This window comes from Streptomyces sp. NPDC012825 (assembly GCF_042900925.1).
Classification (GTDB): Bacteria; Actinomycetota; Actinomycetes; order Streptomycetales; family Streptomycetaceae; genus Streptomyces.
This window is the reverse complement of sequence record NZ_JBIBBZ010000010.1, coordinates 57,608-73,815: the sequence shown is the minus strand read 5'-3', so window position 1 is coordinate 73,815 and position 16,208 is coordinate 57,608. Positions and strand designations below refer to the sequence as shown.

The window sequence follows — 16,208 nt, the reverse complement described above, 5'->3', positions numbered from 1 at the left end:
GTCGGGTTCCGGGGGGGCTACGCGGCGTCCAGGGCCTCCCGGCCCCGGTCCGTGGCCACGGCGCGCAGCCGCGCCGTGATCCCCCGCTCGGCGCGGTCGTACGCCCGGGGGTCGTCGAACAGCACCGAGTGCGCGTTGGCCGCCTCCATCAGGGCGATCACCTCGAAGGCCACCTGCTCCGCGTCCAGGTCCGCCACGAGTTCCCCGGTGGCGCACGCCTCCGACAGCGTCCGCTCCACGTACGCGGCCCAGTCGTGGCGGGCCCCGGCGACGGCGTCGTGAACCGGACCCGTACGGGCGTCGAACTCGGCGGAGACCGCGTAGAAGAAGCAGCCGCCCGCGAAGACCCGCTCCGAGGAGTAGGCGAGCCAGTTCCCGCACAGCTCGCGCACCCGCACGATCCCCGGCGGCACGTCCCGCAGGGGGGTGACGACCCGGTGGGAGAAGACGGAGACGGCGGCCCTGACGGTGGCGAGCTGGAGCTCCTCCTTGGAGCCGAAGAGGGCGAAGACACCGCTCTTGCTCAGCTTCAGCTCGGTCGCGATCCGGCCCAGGGACAGACCGTCGAGGCCCTCGACCGAGGCGATGTCCATCGTCCGGCCGAGCACGAGGCGCCGGGTCTGGTTGCCGCGCTCGACGCGCCCGTCCGTCTTCGTCCCCGTACCGCCGGTGCTGCCGCTCATGCCTCCATCGTACTGAACGCACGACCGTGCGGGCTTCTCGTCACCGCCCCGGCCCGCCCCGTCCCGTCCCTCACGCTCCTTCGTCGAGGCCGCGCCGCTCCGCCGGGGCGAGCAGCAGCACCTCCAGGGCGCGCGCCGTCGCCCGCGCCTGCGCCAGGTACCGGTCGAGCCGCTCGTCCGTGATCAGCGCGGGGGCTCCCCGGAGCGCGAGCGCGAACCGCGCGTGACCCGCACGCTCCAGGACCGGCACGGCCACGGTCCGGACCCCGTGGGCCGACTCGCCGTCGTCGAGCGCGTACCCCGCCTCCCGTACGCGCTCCAACTCGGCCGCGAGCACGGCCGGTTCGACGGCGGTCCGCTCGGTGGACGCGTACAGCGGCGGCAGGGAACGCGGCCCGACCCCGCCCGCCCTCGGCCACGCGAGGAGCACCTTCCCGGGCGCCGTCGAGTGCAGCGGCCTGCGCAGACCCGCCTTCGGGGTCACCGAACCGCCCGCCACGACCACGACGTGCGGACCGCTGCGCAGCGCCAAGTCGGCCGTCGCGCCCGTCCGTTCGGCGAGGTCGGACAGCTCGGGCGCGGCCAGGTGCAGCCCCCGCTGGTGGTACGAGAGGCGGCCCAGCTCCGTCATCGCCGGGCCGAGCCGGTAGCGGGCCGTCCCGGCGTCCTGTTCGAGGAAGCCCGCGCCGAGCAGCGTCCGGGCGAGCCGGTGCGCCGTGGAGGTGGAGAGCCCGAGCCGTCGCGCGAGGTCGGAGGCGCTCAGATCGGGCCCGTTGTCGTGGAAGCAGTGCAGCACGTCCAGTGCGCGGCGGACCGCCTGGGCGCCCGCCGGGGGTCGGACGATGCCGGCCTCGGTCGTCATAGGGTTCGCTCCCCCTGGGTGATCGGGCTCCCACGCTCCCACATGGCGGGAGCCGAATCAGCGGTCCGGCAAGGTCGGAAACACTCCGTTCACAAGCAATCCCACGTGGTGGGAAGCAGGTTGGGGAGGGGCTCCGTGGCAAGGTTCCGGCCGACACCCGCAGCCGCGGCGCCGAGCAGGAGGGAGCGGGATCCGTGACGAACGGACGCCGTACGACGCGACGCACGCGCGTCGGCCCCCGTGCCGCTCGGGCTCACCCGCCGCCACCGCACCGCACCCCACCGCACCGACCCGGCCCGCGTCCACGGGCGTCATCCGCCGAGGTCGAACACGCCCCACTCGACGAGGGGGCCGTATCCGACGTAGATCCTGCTTCCCCGGGAGGCGACCCGGCGGCGGCCGACGGGGCCGCCCTCCGGGCGCGTGAGCAGGGCGACGTCCCTCCGTTCCACGGAACTCCCCGTCATCCCCCCGTGGACGATCCGGCCGTGGTCCAGGAAGGCGACCCGCTCCCCGTGGACGGCCAGGGAGTCGGCTCCCCCGACGATGCCGGTCCGTCTCCTCACGTCCTGGCCGGGCCTGATCTCGAGGAGCGGGAAGTCGACGTACGGACAGGCCCAGACGGCGGTGCCGGACACGTTCAGGGCGTAGCAGTCCAGGATCCACCCGGCGCCGGGATCGTCCTCGGAGGCCCACAGGAGCTCCCCCGTCGCGCTCCAGCGGCGGATGCCCAGGGGGTTCTCGTCGAAGTGCCCGACCCAGAGGTCACCGGCCTCGTCCACGAGCAGGTGCTGGATCGCGTCCCCGACGGAGAAGGCCCCGTACTCACGGCCGAGCCCGTCGAAGACCTGCACCTGACTTCCGTCGTCCCCGTCGCAGCGTGCGGAGGCGACGACGAACCTGCCGTCCGGCAGCCGGTCCAGCTCGGGCCACCGGGCTCGTACGCCGCTCAGTTCCGTGGTCTCGACGGCCCCGTCGGTCACGGACACGACCAGGGCGTCGTAGGGTTCGGCGCCGGCCCCTCGCCCCGGGGCACGCTCGGCGAGCAGCCAGTAGGCGGCGCCGGAGGCGTCGACGGTACTGCCCAGGACGTGGCGGTCGTGGTACGCGCGGGGCAGACGGGCGTGGGGGACGAGGGCGATCTCGTGCACGGGCTCTCCTCGATGGGCGGTCGCGGGGTCGGGCGCTGCGGGGGAGCGGGGTCCGGTGGCGCGCGAGCGCGGGAGAGCGGAGCGGGCGGCCTAGGGCCTGTCCGGTGGATCAGGGTCGGACAGGCCCTACGCGGCATGGCCCTCTCTGGTCGTCATGCGGTGATCCTCGCTCCTGCGGGGACACCTGACGAACCCTTTCGGCGCGCCGCATTGATCGAACGTTGATGGCTCGTTTACGACGCTCCGGCACCGTGTACGGCATGCAGACCCACACGAGCGTACTGACCGCACCGGAGCCCGACATGACCTGGCAGGAGAACGCGCTGTGCGCCCAGGCCGGCCCGGAGTTCTTCTTCCCGGCCCCCGGCTCCTCCACCCGCGAGGCGAAGCAGCTCTGCGGGGCCTGCGAGGGGCGGGTGGCCTGCCTGGAGTACGCCCTCGCGCACGACGAGCGGTTCGGCGTGTGGGGCGGGCTCTCGGAGAAGGAGCGGTTCCGGCTGAAGCGCGACCGGGCCTGAGCGCGCGCGGCGGACCGTCCGCCCGCCGCGCGGCGGCTCGGCCGGCCGGGTCCGCCGTCAGCCCGCCGCGCGGGCCGCGAGCCGGGCCTTGCGGGCCGCGAGCTTCTCGTCGAACTTGCTCGCCTCGCCGTCCAGGCCGTTCATGTACAGGCCCAGCTCCTCCTGGGCGCGCAGGCCCTCCGGCCCCAGGCCGTCGATCTGGAGCACCTTGAGGAAGCGCAGCACGGGCTGGAGCACGTCGTCGTGGTGGATGCGCATGTTGTAGATCTCGCCGATCGCCATCTGCGCCGCCGCCCGCTCGAAGCCGGGCATGCCGTGTCCGGGCATCCGGAAGTTGATCACGACGTCCCGCACGGCCTGCATGGTCAGGTCCGGGGCGAGTTCGAAGGCCGCGCCCAGGAGGTTGCGGTAGAAGACCATGTGCAGGTTCTCGTCGGTGGCGATGCGGGCGAGCATCCGGTCGCAGACCGGGTCGCCGGACTGGTGGCCGGTGTTGCGGTGCGAGATGCGGGTGGCGAGCTCCTGGAAGGCGACGTACGCCACGGAGTGCAGCATCGAGTGCCGGTTGTCGGACTCGAAGCCCTCGCTCATGTGCGCCATCCGGAACTGCTCCAGCTTGTCCGGGTCGACGGCGCGCGAGGCGAGCAGGTAGTCGCGCATCACGATGCCGTGCCGGCCCTCCTCGGCGGTCCAGCGGTGCACCCAGGTGCCCCAGGCGCCGTCGCGGCCGAAGAGGCTGGCGATCTCGTGGTGGTAGCTCGGCAGGTTGTCCTCGGTGAGCAGGTTGACCACGAGCGCGATCCGGCCGATCTCGGTCACCTTCGACTGCTGCGGGTCCCAGGCCTCGCCGTCCTCGAAGAAGCCCGGGAAGTTCCGGCCGTCGGACCAGGGCACGTACTCGTGCGGCATCCAGTCCTTGGTGACCTTCAGGTGCCGGTTGAGCTCCTTCTCCACGACCTCTTCCAGGGCGTGGAGGAGCCGCGCGTCGGTCCACTCTGCCGAGCTGCCGAGGTGGGGAGAGGTGAGCGTCAAGGGAACTCCTGGGGACGGAGGGGACGGAAAGGCGTACGGATGTACCTACGCCTTCGTAGGTTACGAAACCGTAGGTTAAGGCTCCGTAAGGCGTCCACCAACCCCGTCCCCGGCGTTGTCCGGTTACGTTCCGTTATGCTCCCTGCTCGGGTGAGGCGTCGGAGACGCAGGTCACGTCAGGTGCGGCATCTGCCGGACACCCGATCGACTACGTGTCGTGAGTGTCCGGCCGCACTGGGTGTCGATTCCGTTTGTCCGGCGACGAGGTGCCTCGCGGGGCGGACGGTCGGCCGAGGGGACGCCCGGCGGCGAGGGCGTGCGCGCCCCCGGGCGTCCGACGCGGCAGGAAGCTTCGGCGTCTGCGGTGTGCGGGCCCGTCAGGGCCTGTCCCCGGCCGCTTCCCGGACCTCCTCGGCGGTCGTCGGGCGCAGCTCGCCGTCGAGCAGCAGCCAGCGGGTGATCCCGATCGACTCCAGGAACGCCACGTCGTGGCTCGCCACGACCAGCGCCCCCTCGTAGGCGTCGAGGGCCGCCGTCAGCTTCCGCACCGACGCCATGTCCAGGTTGTTCGTCGGCTCGTCCAGCATCAGCAGCTGCGGGGCCGGCTCCGCGAGGAGCAGCGCCGCGAGCGTCGCCCGGAACCGCTCCCCGCCCGAGAGGGTGCCCACGGCCCGGTCGGCCCGCGTCCCCCGGAACAGGAACCGGGCGAGCCGGGCCCTGATCGCGTTCGCCGTCGCGGCGGGCGCGAAGCGGGCCACGTTCTCCACCACGCTCAGCCCGTCGTCGAGGACGTCGAGCCGCTGCGGCAGGAAGCGCAGCGGCACCCGCGCGTCCACCTCGCCGGCCGGCGGTTCGAGCTCCCCGGCGATCGTCCGGAGCAGCGTCGTCTTCCCGGCGCCGTTCCGCCCCACGAGGGCGATCCGCTCCGGACCCCGCAGCTCGAACGCGCCCTCGACGCGGGCCCCGTACCGCAGCTCCAGGTCCCGCAGGTGCAGCACCTCGCGGCCCGGCGGCACCGAGGTGCGCGGCAGTTCGACCCGGATCTCGTCGTCGTCCCGCACCGCCTCCACGGCCGCGTCGAGCCGCTCCCGGGCCTCCGAGAGGCGCTCGCTGTGGAGCGTGTGCTGCTTGCCGGCCGTGACCTGGGCACTGCGCTTCTGGCTGTTCGCCACCAGTTTGGAGGCGACCTTGTTCTCGAAGCTCTTCTGCCCGTACCGCTTCCGGCGCGCCGACTTCACCCGGGTGTCGGCCAGTTCCCGCTTCTGCCGCTGCACGTCGGCCTCGGCGACCCGTACCATCCGCTCCGCCGCCTCCTGTTCGGCGGCGAGCGCCGCCTCGTAGTCCGACCAGGAGCCGCCGTACCAGGCGACCTCGCCGTCGCGCAGATCGGCGATCTGGTCGACCCGCTCCAGGAGTTCGCGGTCGTGGCTGACCACGACCAGGACCCCGGTCCACTTCTCCACCGCCTCGTAGAGGCGCGCGCGGGCGTGCAGGTCCAGGTTGTTGGTCGGCTCGTCGAGCAGCAGGACGTCGGGCCGGGCGAGCAGCAGCGCGGCGAGGCGCAGCAGCACGGACTCGCCGCCCGAGATCTCGCCGACGGTCCGGTCCAGGCCGATGCCGCCGAGCCCGAGCTGGTCGAGGGTGGCCCGGGCCCGCTCCTCGACGTCCCAGTCGTCGGCGAGGGCGGCGAAGTGCTCCTCGGCCGGGTCACCCCCCTCGATGGCGTGCAGGGCGGCCCGCTTCGCGTCGATGCCGAGGATCTCGTCGACCCGGCGCGAGGTGTCCAGGACCAGGTTCTGCGGCAGGTGGCCGAGTTCGCCCGTGACCCGGACCGTGCCGGAGGAGGGCGTCAGCTCGCCCGCGAGCAGCTTGAGGAGCGTGGACTTGCCGGAGCCGTTGAGCCCGACGAGCCCGGTGCGGCCGGGGCCGACCGCGAGCCGGAAGTCGTCGAAGACCTCGGTGCCGTCCGGCCAGGAGAAGGAGAGCGAGGAACAGGTGAGGAAAGTGGGGTGATGCGCCATGAAGGCCTCCGGTTGCGCGAGCGCGGGCGTGACGGGATGCAACGCGTGGAGACACCGGGGCGCGGGCTGTGGGAGAACGGCTCGTACGCCGAGGTCGAGAACGGCACACGCGGCACAGAGGGCACGCGCGGCGCGGTGTCTCGCAACCTCAGACGAGCAACGTCCTTCTCCGATCGGGTGACGACAAGGTCGACGACGACGGTACGGGCCCGACCGGGAGGGCGGCAAACGATTTAACGGGCGGTGCGGCGGCGGGGCGGCGGACGGTCCGCCGACGGGACGGAGGGCGGTCCGGCGGCAGGGGTCACGGGCGCTCGCGGAGCAGCTCCGTCAGGTGCTGGTCCCAGTCCAGGTACTGGTGCTCGCGTCCCTCCGGCACCAGGTGCTGCGAGCGCTCCAGGAAGCGGCGCAGCTCCGAGGTCCGGACGTGGACCATGGCGACCCCCTCCGGGGCGTGGAACTCGACCACGGTCCGGTCGTACCCGTACGGGCGCAGCCGTACGTCCCCGACCCCGGCCGGGCGCTCGACCCCCTGGACGAGCAGCTCGCGCGCGAAGGCCCAGGAGACCTCGACGCCCTCGAGGGTCGCGGGAGGGGGGAAGGCCATGCTGACGGCGTACGGATCCTCGCGGTCGTACCGCAGGGTGGCGGGGACGGTCTCCATCCGGGGAGCGGATGCGACCAGACGGGCCTGGACGGCCTGCTCGATGACGGCGGACAAGACCGGCTCCTCTCGCGCGGGTTTCGGATCCTGTGCGTCTCCCCGACAGCGGGGCTCCTGACACCCGGCAAGACGGGGGAGGCGGCCGGAACGTGCACTCCGGATCCACGTGAGCTGCGTCACCGGGCCCGCCGGGAGGGCGTCCGGGCAGGTCGGGGCCTCTTGCCCGTGCCCCAACTCTGTCCGGAAAATTCTCCGGGCGATTCGACGTGAGGGCCCGGAAGGTCACGGTACGGCGGGAATCCGGAGGCCCGGCCGCGTCCCCGGCATACGCCCGTCCGTCGCCCACCGCGCGCCTCCGACCGGCGAGCGGTCCGCGTCCCCCGGGCGTACGCCCGTCCGTGCGGCCGACCCTGCCGCCGGCCCGGGAGGGCCCGGCCGGGGACGCCCCCTGGACGGCGGGCGGACGGGGGCACTAGCTTCCGGCGCCATGACGTCCATGGGGAAGACGAGACGAACGATGTCGGCGGGACTGGTCGGGGCGGCGCTCGCGCTGACTCTGGCCGTCCCGGCGCGGGCCGGGGAGACCCCCACGGCCGCGACCGACGTACGGACCGCGTCGGCGGGCGACCGGCAGCACGTGCCGAAGACCGGTCGGCAGCCCGTGCCGGCGACCGACCGGCAGTCGACGCCCACCGCCGACCGGCGGCCCGCGCCGGCGCTCGGCTGGCGGCTCGCGCCGACCGGCACCGACGCCCGCTTCCGGGGGCTCGCGGCGGTCGACCGCCGCACCGCCTGGGTCGCGGGCTCCCGGGGCACGGTGCTGCGCACCACCGACGGGGGCCGGAGCTGGCGAAACGTATCGCCGCCCGGCGCGGGCGAGCTGGAGTTCCGCGATGTGGAGGCCTTCGGCGCCCGCCGGGCCGTCGTCCTCGCCATCGGGGAGGGCGAGGCCTCGCGGGTGCTGCGCACCGAGGACGGCGGCGCCACCTGGACCGAGTCCTTCCGCAACACCGACCCGCGCGCCTTCTACGACTGCATCACCTTCTTCGATCGCCGCAACGGCCTCGCGATGAGCGACCCGGTCGGCGGGAAGCACCGCATCCTCTCGACCCGCGACGGCGGCCGGTCCTGGCGGGTCCTGCCGGACCGGGGGATGCCGGACGCGCTCCCCGGCGAGGCGGGCTTCGCGGCGAGCGGCCAGTGCCTGGTGTCGGCCGGGCCCCGGGACGTGTGGCTCGCGACGGGCGGCGCGGCCACGGCGCGCGTGCTGCACTCCGCCGACCGGGGCCTGACCTGGACCGCCACCGCCTCGCCGATCCCGGCCGGTGACCCGGCCAGGGGCGTCTTCGGACTCGCCTTCCGCGACCGCGCGCACGGCATCGCCGTCGGCGGCGACTACCGCAAGGACCAGCCGTCCCCCGAGGCCGCCGCCGGCACCGCCGACGGAGGCCGCACCTGGCGCCCCTCGGCCGCGCCGCCGCCCGCCTACCGCTCGGGCGTCGCCTGGCTCCCGCACACCAGGACGTCCGCGCTCGCCGTGGGCCCCACCGGCACGGACCTCACCACCGACGGCGGCCGCACCTGGCGCACGGTCGACACCGGCTCGTACGACACGGTCGACTGCGCCCCGGACGGCTCCTGCTGGGCCTCCGGCGAGCAGGGCCGCGTCGCGCACCTGACGCGCCACCGGCCGTAGACGCTCCGGTTCGGACGCGGGGCTTCGTACCCGAAGGTTCTTCACGAGGGTTCGGACGCGAGTGCCAAGGGTGAACCCGCCGGATGTGCGGCGCGCCCGGGGCCGGGCGCTGTCAGTCTGCCGTTGGTGATCGTTGCACGGAGGCCCCGCGGAGCCGGGGCCTCCGTCGTGGGACGGCGTCCGTCCCGGACGCCGAAGGGGTGGGCGTGACGACAGGACAGTCCATGAACGAGGGGTCCGCCTTCCCTCTCGCCGCTCCCCGGGGCGTTGGGCCGTCCGGGGCGCGGGGCGAGGTGCCGCACCACGTCGCGTGCGTGATGGACGGGAACGGCCGGTGGGCGGCGCAGCGGTCCCTGCCGCGCACGTCGGGTCACCGTGCCGCGGAGACGACGGTGATCGACGTCATCGAGGCGGCGCGCTCGGCCGGGGTGGGCTGGCTGAGCCTGTTCGCCTTCTCCACCGAGAACTGGCGCCGCCCGGACACCGAGGTCGAGTTCCTGATGCACCTGGTGCGCCGGGTGGTGCGCAAACACGCCCCGCTGCTGCACGCGCGGGGCATCCGCTGCCGCTTCCTCGGCATGACCGACCCCCGCATCCCCTCCGGCCTGGCCGGGGACATCGCCGACCTGACGACGCTGACCGGCCGGAACCGGCAGATGACGCTGACCGTCGCCTTCGACCACGGCGGCCGCCAGGACATCGTCGAGGCCGCCCGGTCGCTGATCCGCAGCGGCGTGCCGGCCGGAGCCGTGACCGAGGAGAGCTTCGCCGCGCACCTGCCCTTCCCCGACACCCCGGACGTGGACCTGGTCATCCGCACCTCCGGGGAACAGCGCATCTCCAACTTCATGCTCTGGCAGGTCGCCTACGCCGAGTGGGTCTTCCCCCCGGTGCTGTGGCCCGACTTCCGCGCACCGGACTTCCTCCGGTGCCTGCACGCCTACCGGCAGCGCGAACGCCGCTTCGGCGCCGTGCCGCCGTCCCGGAACGGAGAACCCGAATCGTGACGACCGCAGACGACCACCGCTCCACGACGACCACCGGTACCGGCGGCCGTCACGACGGGAACGGCGACCCCGAGGAGGAGCCCCTGTTCGGGCCCGGCTCGCAGTTCCACGGGTTCTTCAACGACCCGCGCTGGGCCCTCGCCATGATCCGGGCCACCGTACTGGAGGCCGCGCACCCGCAGGTGGGCGCCGCCCTGATCGACAGCTCCACCTTCGTCGCCCACCCCTGGCGGCGGCTCCGCAACACCCTCACCAGCCTGCAGCGCATGTTCGGGACCGACGACCACACCCGGCAGCGGGAAGCGGCGCGCCTCAACCGGCTGCACGCACGGCTGCACGGCACCGACCCGCACGACCGGCCCTACGACGCCATGGATCCCGGCGCGCGCGCCTGGGTGGTGGCGACCCTGTTCGAAAGCACCGTCACCATGTGCCGGCTCAGTGGACAGCCCCTCGAACAGAGGATCATGGAGCGGCTGTACGCCGAGTTCCGGGCCTTCCACGCCGCCATGGGAGAAGACGCGAGCCACCTGCCGAGCACCCTCGACGCGTTCTGGCCCTACTACGACCGGGTGGTCGCCGAGGAGCTGGAGAACACCGAGGCGATGCGCATCATCCTCTACAAGCTCTTCGACCACCTCCCCGCGCCGCCCGTCCTGAGCGGCTTTCCCGCCCTGTGGGCGACCGGCCGGGCCGTCGCGGGGCCGGTCGTCGGAGCGATCACCGTGGCCTCCCTGCCGGAGCCGTTCCGCCGACGGGCCGGACTGCCCGAGATCGCGGGGGTGCAGACCGTCATGCAGGGCACCTATCTCGCCGCCGGCCTGGCCCGGTTCCTGCCCGAGGGCTGGCTCAGGGCCGAGGACGTCCTCGGGCTGCTCACGCTCTCCCCGGACAGCGACGACCCCCGCGCGCGGACGGTCGGCGCCCTGCGCGATCAGATGAAGCGGGCCGGCGCCCTCATCCGGCTCATCACCCCGATGCCGCCGGAGCCCGAGCCCGCCCCGGGCGGCGGGACGGAGCGCGGCGCGCGGGAGTTCTTCACCGAGGTCCTCGACCAGACCGGGGACGGCTATCTGGACTGGCCCGACCTCGCCGCCATGGCACGCGAACTCTCCACCCGTCTCGACCTGGACGAACCCGAGGAGACCAGGCTCTACGAGGCCTACGCCGGCTGGTGGCGCGAGCTCCAGAGCGCCCTCGACGCCGACGGCGACGGCCGCGTCAGCGCCCACGAGTACGCCGCCGCCGTGCCCTCCCTGGCCGGACCCGCGCTGATCAGGGTCGCCGAGGTCCTCTTCGACGCCACCGACAAGAACGGTGACCAGACCATCGACGCGGACGAATACCGGGCGCTGTTCCGGACGGCCTTCCACCGCGACGCCGCCGACGCGGGCGGGACCTACGGCCGCAGCGCCTTCGTCAACGACTTCCTGTCCTTCATGTCCGGCCGCCGCCGCACCACCCCCTACGACCCCCTCCTCGCCGACGCGTGACCGCCCGGCCGGCGCGGTCCACGGCTCCGCCCGGCCGGGCGATCCCGGGCGATCCCGGGCGATCCCGGGCGATTCCGGGGGATTCCGGGGGGAGAGGAGCCACGCGCCCGGCCGGACACGCCTCAGGAGGGCAGCTCCTCCCGGTACGCGGCGATCCCGTCGACCGTCTTGGTCGCGCAGAACTCCGTGATCCGGTACGCACACACGCCCTCGGCGCTGAACGGGTCGGCCGCCGCGATCCTCTCGATCTCCGCGCGGTCGACCCCGGCGGCCAGGATCACCCCGCCGTCCCGGGGGTTCTTCCGGCCGGACGCGAGGAACACGCCGGCGGCGTACTGCGCGTCGAGCCACTCGACGTGGGCGTCGAGCAGCGCGTCCACCCGCTCGACGGGTGCGGTGTAGGTCAATTCCAGTACGAACATGATCGCCAGGCTACCGGCGCCGCGGGACCGGCCGGGTGTCCGTTCCGGCCTTCGGAACGGACACCCGGCCGGCCGTAGGGTGGCCCGCATCATGACGATCATCGAGATTCCGGCGGGCTGGCCCGCCGACGAGACCACCGCCCTCGCCGTCCAGCGCGAGCTGAGGGGGCGGCTGGTGCGGGACGAGGAGGGGCCGGCGGTCGGCGAGGGCCACGTCACGGGGCTCGACGTGGCCTACGACGACGAGCGGGACCTCGTCGCCGCCGCGGCCGTCGTGCTCGACGCGCGCTCCCTGGAGGTCGTGGAGGAGGCGACGGCGGTCGGCCGGGTCTCGTTCCCGTACGTCCCCGGCCTCCTCGCCTTCCGGGAGATCCCGACCGTGCTCGCCGCGCTCGACGCCCTGACCGCCGACCCCGGCCTCCTGGTCTGCGACGGCTACGGCCTCGCCCACCCCCGCCGCTTCGGCCTCGCCGGCCACCTCGGCGTACTCACCGGACGGCCGTCCGTCGGCGTCGCCAAGAACCCCTTCACCTTCGCGTACGAGCAGCCGGGCCCCGCGCGCGGCGACTCGTCCCCGCTGCTCGCCGACGGGGAGGAGGTGGGGCGGGCCGTGCGGACCCGGGCCGGGGTCAAGCCGGTCTTCGTCTCCGTCGGCCACCGGATCTCCCTGACCGGCGCCTGCGCCCACACCCTCCACCTCACCCCGCGCTACCGGCTCCCGGAGACCACCCGCCGCGCCGACGCCCTCTGCCGCCGCGCGCTGGGGGAGGCGCTCGGGGAGGAACGCCCGGATCCGCCTGAGTAGGGGTACGGACGGGGGGTGACGACCCCCATCCGCACCCGTACGGCCCCGGGCGCTGTCGGGGCCTCCGGCGCGCGCCCTAACCCCGGTGCGCCACCCGGAAGCGGATGCCCGCCTCCCGCAGCCGGGCGGTCAGGGCGTCGCCCATCGCGGTCGCCGTCGTCACCTGGCCCGCGGTCCTCGGCAGCGGGTCGAAGGCGAGGCAGAGGGCCGACTCGGCGAGCATCTTGGCCGTCTCGTCGTACCCCGGGTCGCCGCCCGACACCTCGGTGAAGACCCGTCGCCCGCCGCCTTCGCCCACGAACCGCACGGAGAACCAGCTGCGGGCGCGCCGCTCGGCCGTCGGGCCCTCCCCGGCGCTGTAACGCTCCATCAGCCAGCTCCGTACGGGCGGGAGTTGGGCGGCGACCACGCTCGCGCCGACGGCGGCGACGCCGCCGAGCGCCATCGGGAGCGTCTTCACGGAGGCGTAGTGCCGGTAGCGGAAGTCCGGCCCGTACCGGTCGAGGGCCGCCGCCGAGCGCGCCACGACCTGCGGGTCGAGCGTCGGCAGCGGCAGCGCCCACGTGCCCGTCTCCCGGCTGAACCGGGGCCCGCCGAGCGGAGCGCGCGACCGGCGGCCCACCGACCGGGGCTCGTGCAGGCGCCGTTCGCGCGCGGCCCGCAGGACCTCCCGGCCCCGGCCGAGCGCGGTCAGCGCGGAGGCGAAGGTGCCGCCGGAGAACGCGGCCCCGGCCCGCACGAAGCCGTCCACCCGCAGCGGCACGCCCTCCGGGAGCTGCCCCACGGTGAAGTGCACGCCCAGGTCGTGCGGGACGGAGTCGAAGCCGCAGGCGTGCACGATCCGGGCGCCGGTCTCCCGGGCGCGCGCGTCGTGCCGTACGTACACGAGGTCCACGAACTCGGCCTCGCCCGTCAGGTCCAGACAGTCCGTGCCGGCCTCCGCGCAGGCGGCGACGAGCTCCTCGCCGTACCAGACGTAGGGGCCGACCGTCGTCGCCACCACCCGTGCGGATTCCGCCAGTTCGCGCAGCGAGGCCGGATCGGCGGAGTCCGCCACGACCAGCGGGAGGCCGGCCAGGTGCGGCCGGTCCGCGGCCAGCCGGTCCCGCAGCGCCTCCAGCCTGCCGAGGCTGCGTCCCGCGAGTGCCCAGCGGCACCCGGCGGGGGCGTGCTCGGCCAGGTACTCCGCGGTCAGCCCGCCCACGAACCCGGTGGCCCCGAAGAGGACCACGTCGTACGGCCTGCCCCCGCGCTCCGGGCCCGTCGCCGCCCCGCTCCCCACGCCCGCCCCTGTGTCCATGCAGCCCCTCGCTTCGGCCGGACCGCGCCGCCGTGCGCGGTTGTCGTCGGCGGAGGATAGCGGAAGCCCCGCTCCCGCTCTCCCCGGCCCGTGCCCGAGGGGCGTCCTCCGGATTTTCCAAGCGCTTGCTCGGCCGGGGGGCTTGTGCCGAGTGGAACACGTTCCTAGCATCACTGGTGTTACATCATTGGTGTCACATACTTCCGGGGGTTCGATGAGCACGACGCACACCGCCCGCACAGGCCCCCTCGCCGGGGTGCGCGTGGTGGAACTGGCCGGCATCGGCCCCGGCCCCTTCGCCGCGATGCTGCTCGCCGACCTCGGCGCGGACGTGGTCCGGATCGACCGCCCCGGCGGTCCCGGCCTCGGCATCGACCCCGCCCGCGACCTCACCAACCGCAACAAGCGCTCGGTCCTGGTCGACCTCAAGGCCGCGGACGGCCCCGCGACCGTCCTCGACCTGGTCGAGCGCGCGGACGTGCTGATCGAGGGCTACCGTCCCGGCGTGGCCGAGCGCCTCGGCGTCGGCCCGGACGCCTGCCTCGCCCGCAACCCGCGCCTGGTCTACGGCCGGATGACCGGCTGGGGCCAGGACGGACCGCTCGCCCCGACCGCCGGCCACGACATCGGCTACATCGCGATCACCGGCGCGCTCGGCATGATCGGCCCGGACCCGGAGGGCCCGCCGGCCGTCCCCGCCAACCTGCTCGGGGACTACGCGGGCGGCTCGCTCTACCTGGTCGTCGGCGTCCTCGCCGCGCTCCAGCACGCCCGCGCCCACGGCGAGGGCCAGGTCGTGGACGCCGCGATCGTCGACGGCACCGCCCACCTCACCACCATGATCCGGGGCATGCTGGCCGCCGGGAGCTGGCAGGACCGGCGCGGCACCAACCTGCTCGACGGCGGCTGCCCCTTCTACGGCGTCTACGCGACCTCCGACGGCGGCCACATGGCGGTCGGCGCCCTGGAGGAGCGGTTCTACGCCGAGTTCGTCCGCCTCCTCGGGATCGGCGAGGAGGCCGCCGCCGGCCGCTACGACCTCACCCGCTGGCCCGAGCTGCGCGAGGCCGTCGCCGAGGCGTTCCTGAGCCGGACCCGGCAGGAGTGGACCGACGTCTTCGACGGCTCCGACGCCTGCGTGGCCCCCGTCCTCTCCCTGGACGAGGCCCCGTCCCATCCGCACCTGGCCGCCCGCGGCACCTTCACCGAGCACGGCGGGCAGGTACAGCCGGCCCCCGCGCCCCGCTTCTCCGTCACCCCCGGCACCCTGCGCACGGGCCCCGCCCTGCCCGGTGCCGACACCGCCGAGGTCGCCCGCGACTGGGCCGTACCCTCCCTGCACCCCCAGGAGACTTCCGCATGAAGCGTCGGATCTACACCGAGGACCACGAAGCCTTCCGGGCGGTCGTGCGCACCTTCCTGGAGAAGGAGGTGCTGCCCCACTACGAGCAGTGGGAGAAGGACGGCATCGTCTCCCGCGAGGCCTGGCTCGCCGCCGGACGGCAGGGCCTGCTCGGCATCGCCGTCGACGAGGAGTACGGGGGCGGCGGCAACCCCGACTTCCGCTACGGCGCCGTCCTGGCCGAGGAGTTCACCCGGGCCGGCACCCCCGGGCTCGCCCTCGGCCTGCACAACGACATCATCGGCCCGTACCTCACCTCCCTCGCCACCGACGAGCAGAAGCGGCGCTGGCTGCCCGGCTTCTGCTCCGGCGAGACCATCACCGCCATCGCCATGACCGAGCCGGGCGCGGGCTCCGACCTCCAGGGCATCCGCACCACCGCAGAGGACCGCGGCGACCACTGGGTCCTCAACGGCTCCAAGACCTTCATCTCCAACGGCATCCTGGCCGACCTCGTGGTCGTCGTCGCCCGCACCACCCCCGAGGGCGGCGCCCACGGCCTCTCCCTCCTCGTCGTGGAGCGGGGCGCGGAGGGCTTCGAGCGCGGCCGGAACCTCGACAAGATCGGCCAGAAGTCCCAGGACACCGCCGAGCTGTTCTTCCACGACGTCCGCGTCCCCAAGGAGAACCTGCTCGGCGAGCTCAACGGCGCCTTCATCCACCTGATGACCAACCTCGCCCAGGAGCGGATGGCCATCGCCGTCGCCGGCATCGCCGCCGCCGAACACCTCCTGGAGATCACCACCACCTACGTCAAGGAGCGCGAGGCCTTCGGCCGCCCGCTCTCCCGGCTCCAGCACATCCGCTTCGAGATCGCGGAGATGGCCACCGAGTGCGCCGTCACCCGGGCCTTCCTGGACCGCTGCATCGAGGAGCACGCCAACGGCGCGCTCGACGCCGTGGACGCCTCGATGGCCAAGTGGTGGGCGACCGAACTCCAGAAGAAGGTCGCCGACCGCTGTCTGCAACTGCACGGCGGGTACGGCTACATGACTGAATTCCCGGTCGCCAGGGCCTACACCGACGGCCGCATCCAGACCATCTACGGCGGCACCACCGAGATCATGAAGGAGATCATCGGCCGTTCCCTCCTCGGCTGACCTCCCCCTCCGCGACACCCCCGGCGCAACCCCTCCCACCCTCATCGCGAAA

At 74.0% G+C, this 16,208-nt stretch carries 15 protein-coding genes; 7 read left to right on the top strand and 8 right to left on the bottom strand.

The genetic code is table 11. The features are described from left to right. Positions 1-17: 17 nt before the first annotated feature. The 3 genes from ACFY7E_RS21280 to ACFY7E_RS21270 form a co-directional block, all read right to left on the bottom strand. Positions 18-683 carry a TetR/AcrR family transcriptional regulator gene (locus tag ACFY7E_RS21280; RefSeq protein ID WP_389487042.1) on the bottom strand — a complete coding sequence of 222 codons (666 nt, stop codon included), beginning with the start codon at positions 681-683 and terminating at the stop codon, positions 18-20. A gap of 70 nt (positions 684-753) precedes the next feature. Continuing rightward, a complete protein-coding gene (locus tag ACFY7E_RS21275) occupies positions 754-1,545 on the bottom strand; it encodes an IclR family transcriptional regulator (RefSeq protein ID WP_389487040.1) in 792 nt (263 codons plus the stop codon). Positions 1,546-1,856: 311 nt separating this feature from the next. Continuing rightward, entirely contained in the window at positions 1,857-2,696 is an 840-nt protein-coding gene (locus ACFY7E_RS21270; RefSeq protein WP_389487038.1) for a hypothetical protein, read from the bottom strand. Between the two features lie 260 nt (positions 2,697-2,956). On the opposite strand from ACFY7E_RS21270, the gene ACFY7E_RS21265 reads away from it, so the two are divergent. After that, positions 2,957-3,214 (top strand): WhiB family transcriptional regulator, encoded by a 258-nt coding sequence (locus ACFY7E_RS21265; RefSeq protein ID WP_389487036.1) that lies wholly within the window; start codon positions 2,957-2,959, stop codon positions 3,212-3,214. Positions 3,215-3,271: 57 nt separating this feature from the next. Here ACFY7E_RS21265 and ACFY7E_RS21260 read toward each other — a convergent pair whose 3' ends face one another. The 3 genes from ACFY7E_RS21260 to ACFY7E_RS21250 all read right to left on the bottom strand — a co-directional run bounded on the left by ACFY7E_RS21260 (position 3,272) and on the right by ACFY7E_RS21250 (position 6,988). Next, positions 3,272-4,246: an acyl-ACP desaturase gene (locus ACFY7E_RS21260; RefSeq protein ID WP_389487034.1), complete on the bottom strand. Its 975-nt coding sequence runs from the start codon at positions 4,244-4,246 to the stop codon at positions 3,272-3,274. Between the two features lie 377 nt (positions 4,247-4,623). Next, a complete protein-coding gene (locus ACFY7E_RS21255) occupies positions 4,624-6,267 on the bottom strand; it encodes an ABC-F family ATP-binding cassette domain-containing protein (protein ID WP_389487032.1) in 1,644 nt (547 codons plus the stop codon). Positions 6,268-6,571: 304 nt separating this feature from the next. Beyond that, entirely contained in the window at positions 6,572-6,988 is a 417-nt protein-coding gene (locus tag ACFY7E_RS21250) for an SsgA family sporulation/cell division regulator (RefSeq protein ID WP_383441382.1), read from the bottom strand. A 430-nt stretch (positions 6,989-7,418) separates the two neighbouring features. Here ACFY7E_RS21250 and ACFY7E_RS21245 point away from each other — a divergent pair, with 430 nt between their 5' ends. From ACFY7E_RS21245 to ACFY7E_RS21235, 3 genes are all read left to right on the top strand, one after another. Continuing rightward, positions 7,419-8,627: a WD40/YVTN/BNR-like repeat-containing protein gene (locus tag ACFY7E_RS21245; RefSeq protein ID WP_389487029.1), complete on the top strand. Its 1,209-nt coding sequence runs from the start codon at positions 7,419-7,421 to the stop codon at positions 8,625-8,627. 224 nt (positions 8,628-8,851) lie between these two features. After that, positions 8,852-9,634, top strand: coding sequence for a polyprenyl diphosphate synthase (gene uppS / locus ACFY7E_RS21240; protein ID WP_389487322.1), 783 nt, complete (start codon positions 8,852-8,854; stop codon positions 9,632-9,634). 83 nt (positions 9,635-9,717) lie between these two features. Then, the gene (locus tag ACFY7E_RS21235; protein ID WP_389487320.1) at positions 9,718-11,127 is read left to right on the top strand and encodes an oxygenase MpaB family protein; all 1,410 of its coding nucleotides are present in this window, start codon (positions 9,718-9,720) and stop codon (positions 11,125-11,127) included. Positions 11,128-11,249: 122 nt separating this feature from the next. Here the strand turns inward: ACFY7E_RS21235 and ACFY7E_RS21230 are convergent, their stop codons facing one another. Next, positions 11,250-11,549, bottom strand: coding sequence for a YciI family protein (locus tag ACFY7E_RS21230; RefSeq protein WP_389487027.1), 300 nt, complete (start codon positions 11,547-11,549; stop codon positions 11,250-11,252). Positions 11,550-11,640: 91 nt separating this feature from the next. On the opposite strand from ACFY7E_RS21230, the gene ACFY7E_RS21225 reads away from it, so the two are divergent. Continuing rightward, positions 11,641-12,354, top strand: a complete 714-nt coding sequence (locus tag ACFY7E_RS21225; RefSeq protein ID WP_389487025.1) for an endonuclease V — start codon at positions 11,641-11,643, stop codon at positions 12,352-12,354. Positions 12,355-12,430: 76 nt separating this feature from the next. Here ACFY7E_RS21225 and ACFY7E_RS21220 read toward each other — a convergent pair whose 3' ends face one another. Further along, entirely contained in the window at positions 12,431-13,654 is a 1,224-nt protein-coding gene (locus ACFY7E_RS21220) for a saccharopine dehydrogenase family protein (RefSeq protein WP_389487023.1), read from the bottom strand. A gap of 214 nt (positions 13,655-13,868) precedes the next feature. Here ACFY7E_RS21220 and ACFY7E_RS21215 point away from each other — a divergent pair, with 214 nt between their 5' ends. Continuing rightward, entirely contained in the window at positions 13,869-15,017 is a 1,149-nt protein-coding gene (locus ACFY7E_RS21215; protein ID WP_389487021.1) for a CaiB/BaiF CoA transferase family protein, read from the top strand. Further along, positions 15,014-16,156, top strand: coding sequence for an acyl-CoA dehydrogenase family protein (locus ACFY7E_RS21210; RefSeq protein ID WP_062751281.1), 1,143 nt, complete (start codon positions 15,014-15,016; stop codon positions 16,154-16,156). The genes ACFY7E_RS21215 and ACFY7E_RS21210 overlap by 4 nt, the downstream gene beginning before the upstream one ends. Positions 16,157-16,208: the final 52 nt, after the last annotated feature.